The following is an 18,058-nucleotide window of genomic DNA, read 5'->3' as shown; positions in this document are numbered from 1 at the left end:
ACATATCTCCATAAATATGTACATAAACTTCATGTACATATTTATCCTTATCCAACACTCTAAAAACAAGTGGATTCTGAATTTTAGGAATTTACTGTTGTACAAAAAAAAGCGACAATATATTATAGATTTATACACATATCTTTCGACCAAATCCCTAAAGATAATGTACAAAATTATGTGATTGGGGGGACAGTAAAAAATGATTACTCTACAACTAAAAAATTATAAGTTTTTCTCTATTCCTGTTTGGCTAGAATGGAATACTTCAAGTAAAGGTGATATAACAAATAAGAAATTCTCAATTATTGGACTTAAAGAAACTTCAAATGACATACACATTGTACATCCATTAAGCGACTTTATACTAAGCAATTGGAAATATAATGCTTACAATACCCAAAGAAAACATTGTAATAATACGGTTTCTTTTCTAAATTACTTATTAACTAACAAGAAACAGTTAGGGATTAATAATCTAAAAGAATTAAAACTAGTACATGGAAATGATTTTCTTAATAATCTATCTCGTAATGAAAGAACAGTAGGTACTGTTAAAGATGTTGAAAGAACATTAACATTATTTTATATATGGCTTCAAAAAAAAGGATGCTTACCAATGGTAAATGAAACCCTTTTTATAAAAAAAGAGACTTATCAAGGAAAATATTATTTCCAATCCCCTTTTGAAGTCATCTATCCCACCAAAAAAGTCTCAAAGCAAGAACATATGTTACCAGCAAAATACATTCCTCTATTATTAGAAATTGCTACCCTAAAAACAAAGCCAATTGCATTAGGAGTCTATCTACAAATATTTGGTGGCTTAAGAAGAGGTGAGGTCGTCAATTTGAAACGTTCAAACTTAAAGAGAAAATTAAATACTGGAGATTTTCTACTCACTCTAAAAAATCAAAATTTCAGAAAGGATATTAAAGATCATTCTGGATCCAGTAGCGTAAAAAAGCCTAGAAATCAAGCCGTCCTACAAATATTTGATTGGGGAAAAGTTCTTTTGGCAGATCATATTAATTTATATAAAGATCATACTGACTCAGGTGCTCTTTTTATAAATAGGGATGGAAAAGCTATGTCAGGAAAAAGCTACAGTCAATATTTTAATAAACTAAAACATGATTTTATAAATTTCTTAAAAACATACGGTAACTCAGAAGAAAAAATTCTTGCGAATCATTTACTCCTTGCAGATTGGTCTACTCATATAGGACGGGGAACTTTCACTAATCTTATTGCCGAAAATACAGATAATCCTCTAGAAATAGCTTTTCATCGTGGTGATGATAATTTATTATCATCTTTAACATATATGGTTAAGACAGATAGAATGAGAAAAAAAATCGAAGATAAATTCGATAATATGCATGAAAATTATCTCCCCCGCCTTATTGATAGAAATAAATTTGATTAATACCATATTCCCTTCAAAAAAGAGGTGAACAAATGTCTACTGAAAATAATAGTGAACTCCAATACATAACTGTACTGGAATTTAGTAGGTCACTAGGAATTCACGAAACTACAGCTTATAAATATATTAAAAGAGGGCTTATTTCAAATATAAAAAACATTAAAGGACGTATACATATCCATATAGACGAGATAGAAAAAACAAAAGAAAAAGCTAACCTAAATCCTGTTGACGATAGAAACTCCTACCTAACAACGTATGAAGTATTTGAAGTTTTAAAAAAAGACGGTTTGTGTATACGAGGAACATCATGGATTCACAAAAAGGTTTCCACTGGATTAATAAAAAGATACATGAAATTCAAAAATAAACTTTATATTCATAAAGAAGAAATAAAAACACTAAAACTTTACTATTTCGAACATTATAATGCAAATATTCCGTCACAAAAAATTGAGGATTACTATACAATTAATGAACTTAGCCTAGAACTAGGAATATCCAAAAATCAAATTCACAAATACATATATGAAAATAAAATCAACACTTTTAAACTCCCTCATGCTAAAGGAAATATATTTTTTCTAAAGTCTCATCTGTCACTAATAAAAGAAAAGATTGGCTATATAGATAAATATAACCCTAAAGAATTTCTTTCCATCCAAGAACTAATAAGTCAACTTGAAAAACATAAAATTTATGTGACTGATAGATCAATCCGACAGCTAATATATACAAAGCGAATACTAAATTATGTAATGCATCTAAATAAATACTATTTTCATAAAAACGAACTCAGCCAGTTATTAAATTATTTTGCTGAAGAAGGATATTATGAACATATCCATACAGAAACACAGAAACAAGAAAAAAACAAACCTATGACAAATTTCTTAACTGTTAAACAAGCATCAGAAAAACTACAAGCTCCACCAATTTGGCTAAGAGGGCTGTTAAAAGACTACTTCCCTAATTCAAAAAAAGTGCCTGCATCTGGTGGATATCATTGGCTAATATCAAAAAATGATATAGAGAATTTCCAAAAAGAATACTACTATAATCATAATACAGGGAGGCTGCATTTAATAGACCACTACGATTTGGATACCTTACGCTCTATTTCAGGATTTACATTTGATAAACTACGTTTAGATATAAAAAAAGGACTACTGACAGGTGCTATACTAAAAAATAAAAAGTACTTTATCCCTATCCCAAATGCAAATAGGTATTTAGAAAGTCTACAATATGTATTAGATACTATTTATGATACACATACAGCTTTAGAAGACTTATTAGAACATTTTAATAACCATCCCCCTCCCAATGGTTTAATAAAAACATCGTCTTTTTATAAAAAATGGGTGGAAATCAAGATTAATTCCAGTAATGCAAGACCACCCTCCTTAAGAGGCAATATCTTAAAATTTATTAACTTATATGACAAAATGCTTTCTTATTTCCAAGGTGAAATATGGACTACTTCGAATGCTAAAATAGAGCTTTTTCTTTCCAATAGAACCTTATCTAATGAACTTAAAAAAATTTTCGTTCAGTTTTTGTCATATTGTGATACTCAAAATGGAATAAATAGAGAAAAAAAATACTTGTACTACTACACAAAAAAAGATGATACTTATTCAGAAAAAAATATGTACTCATTTGAAATTTATCACCAATATTATTCTCATGTTCAAAACATTGAAATACATATTACTAACGCTACTACATGTAGATACTACGCCAATATGTGGGCATACACAATAATTCTTCTCACCAATAATTGGAGAGGAATAGATATCGTTCATGAATTCCCTTCTATAGAACTGGATTTTATAAGAGCGGACAAGTTATCTTGGTTCAAAACCAATAAATTAACCATGGAAGAATCACAAAGTATTATTAATCAGCTTTATATTAAACTTCGAAATGCAGTAGCAAATAAAGTTTCTGTACTTTATAACTTCTATGTATCTCCAAACTTAATAGAGAGCTTAGCGCATTCACTTGTCATTTCTGAACTTCATAAAAGAAATATACAAAATTACACTGCCCTTCCAGAAAACTCTCGTATACTTGGTACTTTCTTTTTTGGCAAAAAAATTGTATCAGCCAAAGTATCTGGAAAGGATCAGCATTTAAACTTTTTTAATCCCTCTCCTCAATTAAAAGATTTTGACTGTTTGGTCATGAATAGAAGTACCATGACTTATCTTTTTTATTCAATCTTAGAAGATGATGGTGAAGATGCTGATTTAGCCCTAGAAATTACAAAAAACACCCGATCACACAAAAATTCAGATACAACTGCTATTTACATTCAAGCAAAAAATAAAGACGGCAGCATAAATAGAGTCTCGGTTAACTTGTTAAATCGTGGTATGTTTGGGTGGTTATACAACTATATTTTACTTAGATTAAAAGAAGATATACAAAATGGACAAACAATTGAAGAACGAACCGATACTATAAAAGAACTACGTAATTCTATTTCACCTATGGAACTAGAAAAATGGGCAATCCTTTTGCAAAATCTTTATACTAATAAAAACCGTGTTATAGATGAATTCAAGCATCTTCCAATTGAAGAACTGAAAACACTTGCAATAAAATTATTTACAAATCAAATGCCTTCAAAAGAAAAAACGGGCCAATGTCTTGTATACCCTAATTGTAAAAGAAAAAATCTAAAAACATGTTATTCTTGTGAGTATTTTATCCCTGAAAAAATGGTGTTAATTGAAGCAATTAGTGAACTTAAAAGATTAACAAGTTCATTAGAGAACACCAAATATGATGCTATTAGAAAAAGGGATTCGTTTTTTCTTCTCAATATTATTTTGTTAATTGACGAAGCAATTAAAGCTTTTGGTATTGATGTCGTCAATTCTTTTCTTCCTTTAAAAGAAAAAACAAAAATATTAGAGAAAGTTAAACAACGTTTACTTTTATAAAAAAAATACTATGTAAAGGATATATATAATGCAATTAAAAAAGATAATAAATATGGGAAACACGCCAATAGCCGTTACTGAATCTATAACTTATAACGATCTTAATGTATCCAAATTCGAAAATATATTTAACGATTTACTTATCAATGGATATATAATGGCAAAATCTTTTGATGATGATGAATGGCTTATTCCATGTAACATCCAAAATACACCTTTTAAGCTGCCGTTTCATAAATTGTTTTCACATAAAAAATTATGCACCATTATTAAATACTATCTTTTATTACGGCGTGCTTCAGGTATCTCACCTTCAACTATAGAAACCGAATTCAATATACTCAAGAAAATAATTTTAGCAACCGAGGGAGTAACCTCCACAGATCAATTCGAAAAATTACTTTCTAGTCTCAGCAAACCTTGGGCTTCAACATTAGCACTTGTATTTAAAGAATTCTTAGAATTTTCACGGTTGCCAGGACATGAAAAATACATAGAAATATGCGACTCATTCCCTTCACCTAAATGGAAAAATAGAGATCTACCCAATTTTTATCATGTCCTGCTTTTTGATGAAATCATTAATGATTTTAAATATAAGGTGGTCCTACCTAAATACCATAAATATTATCCTGTAATTTTATGGTGGACTATTACAAATATTATTCCCATGAGACCCAATGAATTTTTAAGAATGAAATATAATTGTCTACATGAAAAAAACGATGGTAAAACATGGATTATTATTCCGAGATCGAAACAAAAGTTCGATAGCCCCAAACAAGAAGAATATTTTCAACATATTCTTGTTACTGATGATATATCTAAGGCGATTAAAGATTTTCAATATGTGTTGGATACGTATAACATTCATACAGATAATCTATTTCCACAAGAATTTTATTGTCAGTTTTTTTCTAGAAGTATTAAGAAATCCACAAATAGAATTTTAAAACATCAATTTCAAACTTTACTAAATAACTTTTATACAGAAATTGTTGAACAGATGTATTCACAGCACTCTTTAGATAAGATTTCTCCAGGTGATACAAGGCATTTTGCAATCATTAATATGTTTTTACAAGGATTTAATGTTTTATCCATCGCCAGATTAGCTGGACAAACAACTATACAACATGCGTCAAACTATTATTCTCACGCCAAATTATTTGCTCAATCATATGTATACAGACTTACTCAAACTATAGTTGAGAAACAAGCTCAAAACAAAATGTCTGGTGGCTTTTTGGGAACTAAAAGAAAAATTTTTGATAATAGAATATTATATTCACCTAAAAACTCAGACCAGTACCAGAAAGTTGATTATGGCTACTGCACTGATAAAAATTTTCCTAATAATTGCGTTGAGGACTGTAGAATATGTGTTAATCATTACTTTTTCAATCCATCTATCGATGAATATGACAAGGCGATTAAGTGGTTAGAATCATACTCAAGGGATTTAGAAAATAGAATCAATAATCATCTTGAATATATTAAAGAATTTAGTTTATCGAAGTCACATGAACGAGTGAACTATCACGAGTCTCTTCTAACTAAACATTCTAGACAACTATTAAAGTATATGGACCACAAGGCTATTGTTGATGCAAAGTTTATAGAGGAGTGAAAGAACTGATGCTAAAAGGAAGACAAAAAAACTCAGGGCGACCTAGAATTTTTACTGATCAGGAATTAAAAGAACTTGCATTAGAAGTTAAAAACAGATTAGGGCACGTACATTTAACTTATTCCCTTCTTGAAAAAGAGACCGGCATTGGAAGAAACACCTGGAAGAGAAGATTAGAAAAAACTATAGCTGAATTAAATAAACCTATTTATCGAACAATTAGTGTAAACGATGATGATGAGGTATATTTTCCAAACATTGAACAAATTTTTGAAATTTATAAGGGGAATACCCCTAAAATTATTAATGCACTTCATGGATTTGAAACAATGTTTATTAAATTGTATGAAGAACTCCATACCTTAAAAAAAGATGAACAAAAAATTATCCATATAAAGCAAATTACTGCTGAAAAAGATTTACAAATTAAAAAGCTTAAAGTACAAGTTGAACATTATAAAAACCTTTACGATCAATTAACTATTTCTAGTTCCTTCCCTCACTTACAAGAAAAAACAGGACTCAAAGACAATCTTTTAGATTTCAACGCTAGCGTTGATAAAAACAGTAGTTTAACAAACTTTAAAACTCTATTCAAAACTTCTAAAGATTCAATAGAACCCTCAGAAAAAAGTGATTTAGAGGAACCTTTCAATAAACTACAAGAGATGTTTCCTGATTTTTTCAATGAAAAATAATAGAAAACATGTACCAAACAAAAAGAATCCATTTTTTAAAATGGATTCTTTTATAAAACACCAAAATAATTCTCTTGTGTGATAATCATCGTTTATATGACAAAACTCATGAAAGAAATTATTAAATAGCATAGTGATATTGTCTTTATTTTCATCCTTTAACTCTTCTGCAAGATACAATCCAAAAATAAATTCAGATCTAAAAAAGATAGAGGTTTCCTCTTCACCTAAATTATTCTTATAAAAGAGAACCATCGCTTGACCTTCACTTACTTCATTCTTAGTATGACCTGTCTCCAAGCCTTTTTCGGCCTGAAAGGCGTAGAGTTCTTTAACATATTCATTATTCACATCCGAGAATTTCTTTGCCACTTAGAACCATCGCCCCACGTAGGGACGGTAGATTTGAAATGCATCTTACTGGTACCCCCATGTCTTTCTCCTTTCTTAACTCGTGCTTTTTTTAGTTTAATGCAAGAACTTGTGTAAGTAAAATAGATAAAAATAATAAAATACTATTAAATATGGTAAAAACCAAAGCACTCTTTATCTTCATTTTTGTCCCATCTACTATCTCAACTCATCATCCAACGGTACAATAATTTCATCCAAGACTTTCCGCCAATCACGTTTCATTACCTGAGCATACTTGAATGGTTTTGCTTCTGGATGAACCGTCTTGTAGCCTTCATAGTCCTTGCTATCAATAATCCCACCAATATTCGGTATCGGATCTGTACCAATCATGTATTGAATGGCAGAAGAATGTAATTCATTTTCTGAGACAAACCATCCTTTGGCAAACTCCTTGATTGTCTTATCTCTTGCTTGCGTGAAGTAGTGTCTTTTGACCATAAAGATGTCTTCATTTTCATCCAATTCTTCGGCATCCATTGCATTTAAAATAGCATAATAGACTTCTTTTACACATTCGGTCTTATTCAATTTTTGTAAGGCTTTTTCAATTTCAGCCCGAATATCTTGGTTATTAGCAGAATACGTTCCCAACAAACGGTCAATATAAGTAGAATCGATATCATATAGTTTGATACTATTTTCCCCATAGAATTCAATACCTGAAAAGTCGGCCGTTGATTCTAAATCTTTCTCCTCTTTTTCTACTAGTGATCCTTTGATGGTATTGTACACACCCACTTGTTCTTCTAGAATATGTACTTGTTCTTGCAATGACTTCGAACTTTCCATATCGTCGTTGTAGTCATCATAGGTTACCAATGCTTCATAGGAATTATTTAGTTCTTGGAAAGCCTTCACGTAGTCAATTCTTGTTTCCATTGGGGTGTGTTCATCTAAGTCACCTGGTACAATCACAAACTCTTTGATTTTCTTGTAGGCTTTTTCGAATCGTTTCTTGGATTCTTCGTATGTTGGATATACTAAACCAGATTCTTCTTTGGCTTCTGAATATAGCTTAGTAGCATCTACAACATTCTTCTCCATCGTGTGTGGCTTACGGAAAGTAGCGATTAAACCTTTTGTTTTTTCTGGATAGGTACGATTGGTGCGAGAAAAAGCTTGAATCAAGTTCGCATAACTCAGGTTTCGATCCACAAATAGCGTTTGAATCGTTGGTGCATCAAATCCTGTCAATAAGCGATCCACAACAATGACCAGGTCAATTTGTTTCCCAAACTCTTTAAATTCTGCTTTCTTACGCGCTAATCGGTTGTTGATATCACCGTTATAGCGTTCGATGTCCGTTAAAGACCACGCCGTACCATAATAAGCATTGTATTCCTTTATAATTTCTTGCATTTCGGTTTGTTTATCTTTAGAATCCTCTGTATTTTCATCTAGTGAATAAGTGATTGCAATGCGTGGAAAATCCGGATCATCAATCGTTCTTCCAGCACGAATCGGATGATTGGTAAATTCTTTTTCTATCCAATTGCGATCTTTAGTCATTTCTTTAATCGCCTGATAATAGCGTTTTGCCATGTCAATGGAACTGGTTGTTAAGATTGCTGATTTTTGTGGTCGGCCATTTTTAAAATCAAACTTCATATAAGCATTATCTGGGCGGAAAATCTTACGCAATACTTTTTGAGTATGCTCATCACTTTCATAAACACTATTATCCAAGTATTCTTCTTTTTTCACACCATTCATTTCATCAATTAGTTGATTAATATGATCAGGATTATAAGTCGCGTACTTTTCTACTTGTCGTAATTGCTGATAGATTTGATTATTGAGTGACGTCGGTTCAATCGTATCTTCGTGTTCGACTTGGAAACCTAAGACCGATCCATCTTCTAAAGCATTTTTAATGGTATAGGTATGCAAGACTTCCCCATATTGATCGTGAGTCGTACGCGCCAATTGTCCTTTGGCTTGTTTTTTGTTTTCTTCGAAGATTGGTGTACCTGTAAAGCCAAACCACGTCGAGTTTGGAAAGAAGCCTTTGATTTCTTCCAGACCTTCTGCACTCAAAGCACGATGACATTCGTCAACGACAAAGACAATATGTTGACCTAAAAGTTTCTTGAAGCGATTAGTTCCTTTTTGTTCTTCTTGCTTTTTGGCATAGCGCAACGCGGCATCCAATTTTTGTCGTGTAGTGACAATCACTACATTTGAATTGGCATCTGCTAGTAATGTATTACTAAGTTCTTTGGCACTGCCTGTTCCTACAATCAAACTATTAGCTTTAGCATTTCCAGAAGAAAGACCGGTATTGAATTCTGAAGCAAACTTCGTAAATTCAGTTGTTGTCTGATTATCCAGATCTTTTCTATCTACTAGCATAATCGTACGATCTATTCCAGACTTTCGTGCTAATAGTTTGGTAGAGACAAAACTAGTTAAGGTCTTGCCAGAACCTGTTGCATGCCAGACATACCCTGATTGATGCTTGTTCGCAGCAGTAAATAGTGCTTCAATCGCATGGACTTGGTAAGGATGTAATACCATCAATGTCTTGTTATCTTGATCCTCACTGACAATTGTATAGTTGGCAATTAACCGATGAGCATCAGGTATATTCAAAACTTGTTTACAAAACTCATAGAGATTTTCAACTTTTCGATTGTCTTTGGTTCGCCAACTAAAGATAAATTTTCGATGCATGTCTTTTGGCATCGCATTGGCAAAGTAGCGAGTCGTCTGTTCGTTAGAAATAACAAATAACTGAAGAGTAGAAAAGATATTATTTCTAAACATCCCTTCTTCTGCATATTTCTTGACTTGATTATAGGCTTGGAATACGCCGTCTTTGGCACGAACCTGTTTCAATTCAATTTGAACAATCGGTAGCCCATTGATTAAAAGTGTCACGTCAAATCGACGATTACGACCATCTATGTTTGCTTTTTGTTTCGCAATCTGATTAACGACTTCGTATGTAGATATCCCACCACCAATGTCTTGGTTGGAATACAACACTAACGACATTGAACCTAGGGAAACATCTTCACGTTCAATCGTAATTCTAGAGATTCCATTTTCCCCTTTAAGCCATCTCGCAGCATCAAAAGGTGTCTGTGTTCTCAATAGTAATTCTGTTTTAATAGTGTCAAATTCTTTATCAGAAATTGGATGATCTCCAATTTCTGATAAGTTATTTTGCGTAATCTTTTGACGCAAGTTCTTCCACAAGTCTTCTTCAGATTTTAAATCTGGGCGATAACTCCACTGATTATGTCCTTCCCCTAGAACCTCAATCAGGCGACATTCCACTTCAGCTTCATCATTATGTGATATCTTTGTCATGTTTCTCCCTCTCTTCTTTTCACTTAGACAAACATCTTTTGCAGGAATGCTTTTTTCGTTTCTTTTAGGGCATCTAATTCACGCTGATGAAGTGTGATGAGGGTGTCCATATCATCAAAAAACACTCCAATAATAGATTGTTCATCGAAACTTGGAATAGATATCTTATAATTTGAGACATCTTTCTTAGTCAATTGTGGTTGGGCGCTTCCGAAGCTAATTAGATCAATCTGCTTTTTTCCTAGTGGAGATTTAAGAAATTGTGTTAAGAAACTTGGATTAACTTTTTCTTTTGAACGAAGTAGCAACATCCCAGAGTTAATTCGGGCATAAGGTATATGCTTCTGTACATCAGCATTATACCAAGCGATATGTCCCAATGAACCACGTGAAGTTACTACTATGTCATTCAGTTCTAACTTGCCATTCCCAAGTGAACTTGACTTTTCTTCTGTTATATATTGGTTAGATTCAAAAGAGAATCCATTCTTAGTTATGTTTGATGCACTAAGAAACAATGTGTGTCCTGCTTCTAATAGATCACCATTTGATGGGTAATTTTTACCTCGATCCCCATCCAACACGTTAACAGCTTCTGATAATTTACACTGTTCCCAATCACCAGTAAATCGTGGGAAACGAACTTCTGGTACGGACTCCCCTTCTTTTGGAAACATTTTTTGCAAGATGCCCTGTTTTGTTTGTTTGAGGGTGGTTAGTTCTTGCTGCTGAAGAACGATTGTATCGTCTAATTGTTTAAAAAAGTTTCCTATTTCCTTTTGTTCTTGATAAGAGGGTGATAGAAATTGATAATCTCTTATCTTACTTAATCCTAAGAACTTTTGAGTATTTCCTGCGTTCTCATTTCGTATATATTTTCCAAATATTGTTGACTTCAATAACTGTATTAGAAACTCATTTGTAACCTCACCACCATGTTTAATAAGGGCTACATTTTTAATTGCAAAATTTTCTCTATCAACTATAACTGGATTACCTATTGTACCAATCATCCCAAAAATAATGTCCCCAATATCAACTTTGGATCTTTTATTAATCGATTGATAATCTTCTTCAGAAATAAGTGAAACATTAGTCATGTCCAAACCATTTTCTGTTAAATTTTTTGAAGTAACTAATGGAAATCCTTCATTGTAATATTTTGGAGAATCATGTGTTCCATCACGAACATCTTTAATATCCGATAACTTACGCTTTTCCCAATCCCCAGTAAATCCTGCAAATCGAATTTCTGGTGTATGATTATTTTTCACGATTAAACACCTCTAATGCTCCTTTGATCCATTCAGCATCTTCTTCTCCAAATTGAAGTGAAGAAATCGTCTCAAATAGATTTTGTTCTAAGGCTGCTTTTTCTTTGCGAATCTCTTTGATTCCTGCACCAATTGAAGCCATATCCACTGGTTCCTCTTCTTCAAAGGTATCTACGTATCGAGGGATATTCAAATTGAAATCATTCTCTTTGATTTCATCAAAGGTAGCGACATGAGCATATTTCTCAACATCTTCTCGCTTCTTATATGTTTCAACAATCTTATCAATGTTTTCTTTAGAAAGTTTATTTTGATTCTTTTCTTTCGTAAACTCATTACTTGCATCAATAAATAACACATCTCGAATGGTACGATTCTTCTTCAAGATGATGACTGTTGTTGGAATTGATGTCCCAAAGAATAAGTTTGCTGGCATACCAATTACAGCATCAATACTGCCATCTTCTAGTAATTTCTTACGAATCACACCTTCTGCAGCTCCACGGAACAGTACCCCATGCGGTAAGGCGATTGCCATTGTTCCGGAATCTTTCAAATGATAGAACCCATGTAAAAGAAAAGCAAAGTCTGCTTTTGATTTTGGTGCTAACTTCCCGTAACGATTGAAACGAGAATCATCTAAGAACGTATCATCTGAAGACCATTTTGCAGAGTATGGTGGATTCATTAATACTGAATCAAACGTATAAGGTTCATTTGTTGGCCAATCCTTATTCAAGGTGTCCCCATTTCGCAATCGCATATCTCCTTTATCTACACCATGCAAGATCAAATTCATTTTTGCTAAGTTATAGGTTGTCGTATTCAACTCTTGTCCATGATATTTAACACTATCAGGATAGTTTAAGTAGTTTCTGACATTCAACATCAAAGAACCCGATCCCATGGTTGGATCAAACACGCTAAATAGTTTCTTGTCTTCTTGACCAATAGCAACAATTTGAGCCATCATGTCTGATACCATGTGAGGAGTATAGAATTCTCCAGCCTTTTTCCCAGCTTCTGAAGCGAATTGGCTAATAAGAAATTCGTAGGCATCGCCAATCACATCTCCATCATGACCGATTACATCTACATCATCCAACTTCTTCAAAACTTCGGTAATAGTTACATTACGTTGTTGATCATCGGCTCCTAATTTTTTCGATTGTAAATCGACATCATCAAACAACCCACTAAATTGATCATATTTTGTTGATAATTGAATAAAACCCTTATTCAAATCATTCAATTGAAATGTATTTTGTTTGGCTTGAATGGTTAGAATGTTGAAAAGATACTCTGGTTCAATATCGTATCCTAAGGTATCAATCAACGTTTCAATCAAATCTTTTTTTGTATCATCATCTGCTAATAGTTCCATGTACAACTCAGTTTGTTTATTTGGTGTGTTGTATTCTTCACATGACTCATCTGCTAATTCAACTACTTTTTCTAGTAACTTATCGGATAAGTATTTGTAGAAAATCAATCCTAGTAGATAGTTTTTGTATTCTGATGCGTCCATTTTGCTACGAAGATTGTCTGCAGCACTAAATAGTCGTTGGTTTAATTCTGCTCCCATTGTTAAGCTCCTTTATTTAATTAATTAATTAATCGTTCTTATTTTACCATTAAGTAATCGCAAAATATCTTAGAAAAACAAAAAAGTCGTATCTAATTTCTTAAGATACGACTTTTTTATTAAAAAACTGAATTTAAATAAAGTTTAAAATGAAAATGAATAAAAGCATACATAAAAGTATAAGATGTTGATATTGAGCTAAAGAGGCAGTTTATTTTTATAATAAATTTTTCCTAAAACACCTGAAAAAGAAGCATTTTGAAAAATTTTATCCAAAGTACTTCTTATTTTTTAATTGTTTTTTCACACTATATAATTGTAATATCGAAAATTGGTGAAATATAAAAAATTTTAATTAATAATTATTAAAACACAATAAAAGTAATTTAAGGAATATATGTATACATTCGTATACATATAAGATTAGGGGTAATTAAAATGGCCGAGACATTCCGACGTGGTAAAATTGAGGACTATATTTACAGGTTAAAATTAAGAAAAGATATTCTAATTAGGCAATTAACACAAAATGAATTAGCATGTGTAAGAGAAAATCTAATTGGACAAATACAATCAATAGACTTTATTTTAAATGAATTAATCAAAGAATTTAATATTAAAGTTTAATTGAATGGTATACAAATGTATACTTTTTAATTTTGCTAAAGAATTTTGGGCGAAATTAAAAAAAGCTCTAGTTCGCAATAAAATTTCATTTCGCCCAAAATAATGCTTGCCTATTTGAGCCACGATTATTGATTCACTATTATTTAGAGTTGATGATATAAATATTTATTGTGGATTAACGATATTACAATTAAACGATTTTACCAATGAATTTTTCAACAAGTATTACTCCATCATCAGGGGAACGAACCCTATATCTTTTTCCCTCTAATTCCGTAGTAACTTATCTAATTCCTACGATTTCAAAAGTATTAGAACAGATTCTGATAGAAGAACAAGTTTTGACGCCGGTTATGGGGGGACTTCTTCAACATTAGACATTTTTGATATTTTTATACAACCAGTATAACTTTATTTTAAATAGTACATCTTTATTATAAACGGTACGTTTTTATTTCAAATCTACATCAAAGCACTCTTGCTCCAATATCTATTTAAACTATTCTCAAGATGTTGATTCGAAATATGCGTATATTGTTGGGTGGTAGTAACGTATTCATGACCCGCAATAATTCTAACCACACTTATATCCATGCCATTCTCTATTAATTGTGTGATATAGGTATGTCTTAAATCATGGAAATTAAACTCGATGCCAACTTTCTTTTTCACCACATTAAAAACGGAATATATCCCTAAATACGTTAACGGTTTCCCTAAATTTTATTTTTGCTGTGATACAAATAAATTTCCATGTTCTGTATCAATTTTATTTCTATCTTCCATAATAAAATCATCTATTTCATCAAGTAATGACATCGGAATGTATAAATTTCTAGTCTTACCTTTTGACTTAATATTTTCTAACACTCCAAGTTCTTTAGATGAATCAGGATATGGAATGTCTTCTATTTACAGTTCTAAGACTTCTCCTATCCTTGCACCTGTTAGACACATGATTTTAAAGATTTGTTTATCTCTTCAAGTAGGTAAATGATCTAATATTATTTGCACATTTTCATTGGATACAAGATGAAAAGTAGTTTTGTTTTCCTTCACTTTAAAAATGGATTGCTTTGTTTTGTTATTGCTTTTCGTATGATGGAGTAAACTTTTAAACATATCAAATGGTCTATTAACATTCTTTTTTATAAAACCACAAATTACATTACTTTAAATATATTCACTTTATTATATATAGATTCATTTTATTATGTGCAATTATATATCATGATGGCATGTACTTTTTGTACATGTTATTAATTTTGTACAGCTACCTATTTCAGTTCAACGTTAATACTGCTAATAGATGGGATAAAAAATACAATTATGTACATTAGAGATCATGGAGATATGACGACCACAGAAATGAAGTCAGCTTCTCTTTGCCCCTGGTTCATAAACGGTCTATTTACAGCTAACGTAAACGTCGCTACCGCAACACCATTTGGTGTGTAGCGCAAATCAGGCTCCTTGGTAAGACGACCAACTAAAATGACACGATTTAAAGACATATATTTATTTCCTCCCTTAATCCAATTTATTTTTTAGGTTCACCAAACCATTCATACATAGCTTGACGACTAATTATCCATTCTTTCCGCTTCCCTCCTGGTTGTAAAAAATACTTAATTAATCCTTCATCTAACATGCGTTGTAATTCTGCTACTTGTTTTTCGTTCATTCCAGAGGGACTAAACTTATGTTTTAGTGTTTCACGAGCAATTCCCCAATGGAATGACGCTTCACTAGGTGTCATGTACTTTTCAATCTCTTTCATGAATATCTCCTTTGTTGTTTTCCTTTTATGCTATACTGTTAAAGAAGGGAATGTGCTAGATTCCCTTCATCGTACGATACTCATTCAAATGCCCTTTGTTTGCTTTTTGCAACAGAGGGTTTTTATTTTTGATACTTAAATCTTGATTCTAAAATAGCTAAACGAATCAGTTTTACCTTAATTTCCTTACTTAGGGATAACCATTCTGGCGTATTGATTTTCATCCTTCATTCTCCTTTCCTTACACTATTTTAATTACGATTATATTTCCTTCTAATTCATTGACCTCCAAGTGATACGAAGTACCCGTTGCTTCTAATGCATTGCAAAACATTTGATAATACTTAAAATTGCTAAGATCGAAACCAATTTGCCCTTTTTTACGAAAATACTTTAAGTCTTGGATTACTTCCATTGATGCCTTTCTCATTGGAACCACCCCTTATCACTTTCGCTCTTATAAGGTCATTATAACTCTATCAATATGCCCTTGCAAGGTCTAATTGTTAAATTTTCTGAATTTTATCTTTTTATTATGTAAAATAAGTTCGAATTTATATAAATTAACAAAGAATACTTCAAAATATCATTTAAGGCTTATAAATCCCTTTAAATAAGGTTTTAACTCGTCTGATACTTGTTACATTAAAGTCGACAATAAAACTCAATACAAAGCAATCTGAGAATCCATTTTTTAATAAGAACTTCATTTTTTTGAATAAAATAAAAAAGGAGCTGAATTTCGTCCTTTCAGCTCATCTATTAATTGCTTCTGTATGCATACACGATGGAAATTGAGAACAACCAAAAAACTTATTATCATTTTTCTTTGAATATCGAATGACTAATTGATTTTTACAAACCGGACATTTCCGTTCTGCTGGATTGACTTGCTGATACACATCTTTCGCTTTTTGTTCTGGATTCACTTTGGTAATCAAATTCTGAAGCTCAAAACGATCAATAAGTTTCACCTGGCATGCTTTTGCTAATTCTTCAGCTTGTTTTGTAAATACACTATTGGTTACGATCCATGCCTCGTCAGCCTTGTAGTATGCTTTTCCTGCATATACTTCTTGTACAGCCCGAATCCCCACTCGATTCTTTATCCCATATCGTTTCGCCTGGATTACAATACGATTTCTTCCTTTTAATATGACGTCTACACCGTAATCACAAGAGCGTTTGGTGACTTCTGGACGATATCCAAGTTCTCGAAAAAGAGCCTTTAGATATACTTCAAATTGAAATCCATCCATTTTGTCGATGTAACGAATCCCCGACTTCGCCATCCTCTTCAGAATTCGAATTTCACGTATTTTTCCAACACTCCATTTTAAGATATGAAAGATAATATAAAGACCCATTCCATACAAAAAAAGCTGTAATACACCTGATATTGGTAATGTATTAGACACTTCGCTCCATCTCCTTTTTTGGTATTAGTTTCTTTTGCTGCGGTTGCGTTTGTTTATAAAGCTGTTGCTGTTTTTCAGTTGATTGTATGACTGCCTTCAGTGCATCATTCCAATCTTTCTCCTGTGATGGAAGATGCATTTGAACACGTGGTGTAATCGTTAAAGCTCCTATCTTTTCTGTGAATTCTTTCCCCGCTTTATCATTATCTACTGCGAGGACAATACGATTCACGGGAAATCCTTCATCTTTTGCCTCTTTAAATGTACGTAAAACGGTTTTCATCTTCAGTCCATTCATACTGACTAACCTTGCATTTTGTAGTCGATTTTGTTGTAACGTCCAATACGAAAGAAGGTCAATTGGGCTCTCAAAATAATAAATGGATGTTGGTTTTCCAACATCCACCATAAATCCCATATGCGGTTTTCCATTCGGCAAAATTTGTTTAAAAGAACCTCGCTTATTTTCCATCTTAACCGTCCCTTGACGCTCCGCACCTACTACATTTCCTGTTCCACCTTGTTCTCGCCATTTAAACACCACATTCTTCTTTTTATCCTGTGCAATCAAGTCTTGACCAATCAACCAATTTACTAAACGAGCGTCAATCTTCCGTTCATCAGTTAAATAGTGCTTAATGGCTTGTTTATCCTGGACTTCTAGGTGTCCTGGATACCGGAATGGTTCATCTTGTTTTGGTTCTTCTTCCTTAGAAGATGTAAAAGTAGGATAATCACCAAAATTCACGTCTCGAACTGCTTCTTGAAAAGTCATACCATAGTACATTCTAGCAAAGCTAATCGCTCCATATCCCTTCTCTCCCCGGCTATTCCATGCATACATATTGTCACGAATTAACAAGCTATCGTGCTCCGTATGTCGATAATAGTTTCCCTCTTTTTGAAATTTCTCCCCTTTAGCTTCTAAATA

Annotated in this window: 14 protein-coding genes and 2 pseudogenes; 5 read left to right on the top strand and 11 right to left on the bottom strand. The window is 32.4% G+C overall.

Annotated features, from left to right (window positions below; genetic code table 11):
* Positions 1-202 precede the first annotated feature (202 nt).
* Genes C568_RS0128705 through C568_RS0128690 form a run of 4 tightly spaced genes read left to right on the top strand, consistent with a single transcriptional unit; the run spans position 203 to position 6,711 of the window.
* The gene (locus C568_RS0128705; RefSeq protein ID WP_018782100.1) at positions 203-1,429 is read left to right on the top strand and encodes a hypothetical protein; all 1,227 of its coding nucleotides are present in this window, start codon (positions 203-205) and stop codon (positions 1,427-1,429) included.
* Between the two features lie 32 nt (positions 1,430-1,461).
* Positions 1,462-4,383: a helix-turn-helix domain-containing protein gene (locus C568_RS0128700; RefSeq protein WP_018782099.1), complete on the top strand. Its 2,922-nt coding sequence runs from the start codon at positions 1,462-1,464 to the stop codon at positions 4,381-4,383.
* Between the two features lie 28 nt (positions 4,384-4,411).
* Entirely contained in the window at positions 4,412-6,013 is a 1,602-nt protein-coding gene (locus C568_RS0128695; protein ID WP_018782098.1) for a site-specific integrase, read from the top strand.
* A gap of 8 nt (positions 6,014-6,021) precedes the next feature.
* The gene (locus C568_RS0128690; RefSeq protein WP_018782097.1) at positions 6,022-6,711 is read left to right on the top strand and encodes a hypothetical protein; all 690 of its coding nucleotides are present in this window, start codon (positions 6,022-6,024) and stop codon (positions 6,709-6,711) included.
* Here C568_RS0128690 and C568_RS0128685 read toward each other — a convergent pair.
* The 4 genes from C568_RS0128685 to C568_RS0128670 form a co-directional block, all read right to left on the bottom strand.
* A complete protein-coding gene (locus tag C568_RS0128685) occupies positions 6,673-7,083 on the bottom strand; it encodes a hypothetical protein (protein ID WP_018782096.1) in 411 nt (136 codons plus the stop codon). The two genes, C568_RS0128690 and C568_RS0128685, sit on opposite strands and share 39 nt — an antisense overlap.
* 198 nt (positions 7,084-7,281) lie before the next feature.
* Positions 7,282-10,443: a type I restriction endonuclease subunit R gene (locus C568_RS0128680; RefSeq protein WP_018782095.1), complete on the bottom strand. Its 3,162-nt coding sequence runs from the start codon at positions 10,441-10,443 to the stop codon at positions 7,282-7,284.
* Positions 10,444-10,466: 23 nt separating this feature from the next.
* Positions 10,467-11,717, bottom strand: coding sequence for a restriction endonuclease subunit S (locus C568_RS0128675; RefSeq protein ID WP_018782094.1), 1,251 nt, complete (start codon positions 11,715-11,717; stop codon positions 10,467-10,469).
* The gene (locus tag C568_RS0128670) at positions 11,707-13,302 is read right to left on the bottom strand and encodes a type I restriction-modification system subunit M (RefSeq protein WP_018782093.1); all 1,596 of its coding nucleotides are present in this window, start codon (positions 13,300-13,302) and stop codon (positions 11,707-11,709) included. Before C568_RS0128670 ends, C568_RS0128675 begins: the two co-directional genes overlap by 11 nt.
* A gap of 438 nt (positions 13,303-13,740) precedes the next feature.
* On the opposite strand from C568_RS0128670, the gene C568_RS0128665 reads away from it, so the two are divergent.
* On the top strand, positions 13,741-13,929 hold the full coding sequence (locus C568_RS0128665) for a hypothetical protein (protein ID WP_018782092.1): 189 nt from the start codon (positions 13,741-13,743) through the stop codon (positions 13,927-13,929).
* Positions 13,930-14,391: 462 nt separating this feature from the next.
* On the opposite strand, the pseudogene C568_RS36605 reads toward C568_RS0128665, so the two are convergent.
* From C568_RS36605 to C568_RS0128630, 7 genes and pseudogenes are all read right to left on the bottom strand, one after another.
* Positions 14,392-14,634: pseudogene (locus tag C568_RS36605) on the bottom strand (tyrosine-type recombinase/integrase); the annotation flags it as partial.
* A gap of 18 nt (positions 14,635-14,652) precedes the next feature.
* Positions 14,653-14,799, bottom strand: coding sequence for a hypothetical protein (locus C568_RS35920; RefSeq protein WP_018782091.1), 147 nt, complete (start codon positions 14,797-14,799; stop codon positions 14,653-14,655).
* Positions 14,800-15,287: 488 nt separating this feature from the next.
* Positions 15,288-15,443, bottom strand: a pseudogene (gene ssb / locus C568_RS33910) (single-stranded DNA-binding protein); the annotation flags it as partial.
* 26 nt (positions 15,444-15,469) lie between these two features.
* Positions 15,470-15,709: a hypothetical protein gene (locus tag C568_RS0128650; protein WP_018783539.1), complete on the bottom strand. Its 240-nt coding sequence runs from the start codon at positions 15,707-15,709 to the stop codon at positions 15,470-15,472.
* A gap of 241 nt (positions 15,710-15,950) precedes the next feature.
* Positions 15,951-16,139, bottom strand: coding sequence for a hypothetical protein (locus tag C568_RS0128640; protein ID WP_018783538.1), 189 nt, complete (start codon positions 16,137-16,139; stop codon positions 15,951-15,953).
* Between the two features lie 325 nt (positions 16,140-16,464).
* Positions 16,465-17,127: a restriction endonuclease gene (locus C568_RS0128635; protein ID WP_018783537.1), complete on the bottom strand. Its 663-nt coding sequence runs from the start codon at positions 17,125-17,127 to the stop codon at positions 16,465-16,467.
* Positions 17,120-18,058: DUF3991 and toprim domain-containing protein (locus tag C568_RS0128630; protein ID WP_018783536.1), on the bottom strand; the 939-nt coding region annotated here is incomplete at its 5' end. The genes C568_RS0128630 and C568_RS0128635, both read right to left, overlap by 8 nt.

Source organism: Bacillus sp. 95MFCvi2.1, assembly GCF_000374965.1.
Classification (GTDB): domain Bacteria; phylum Bacillota; class Bacilli; order Bacillales; family Bacillaceae_G; genus Bacillus_A; species Bacillus_A pseudomycoides.
The sequence above is the reverse complement of the archived record's forward strand: the minus strand, read 5'-3'. Positions and strand labels throughout refer to the sequence as shown.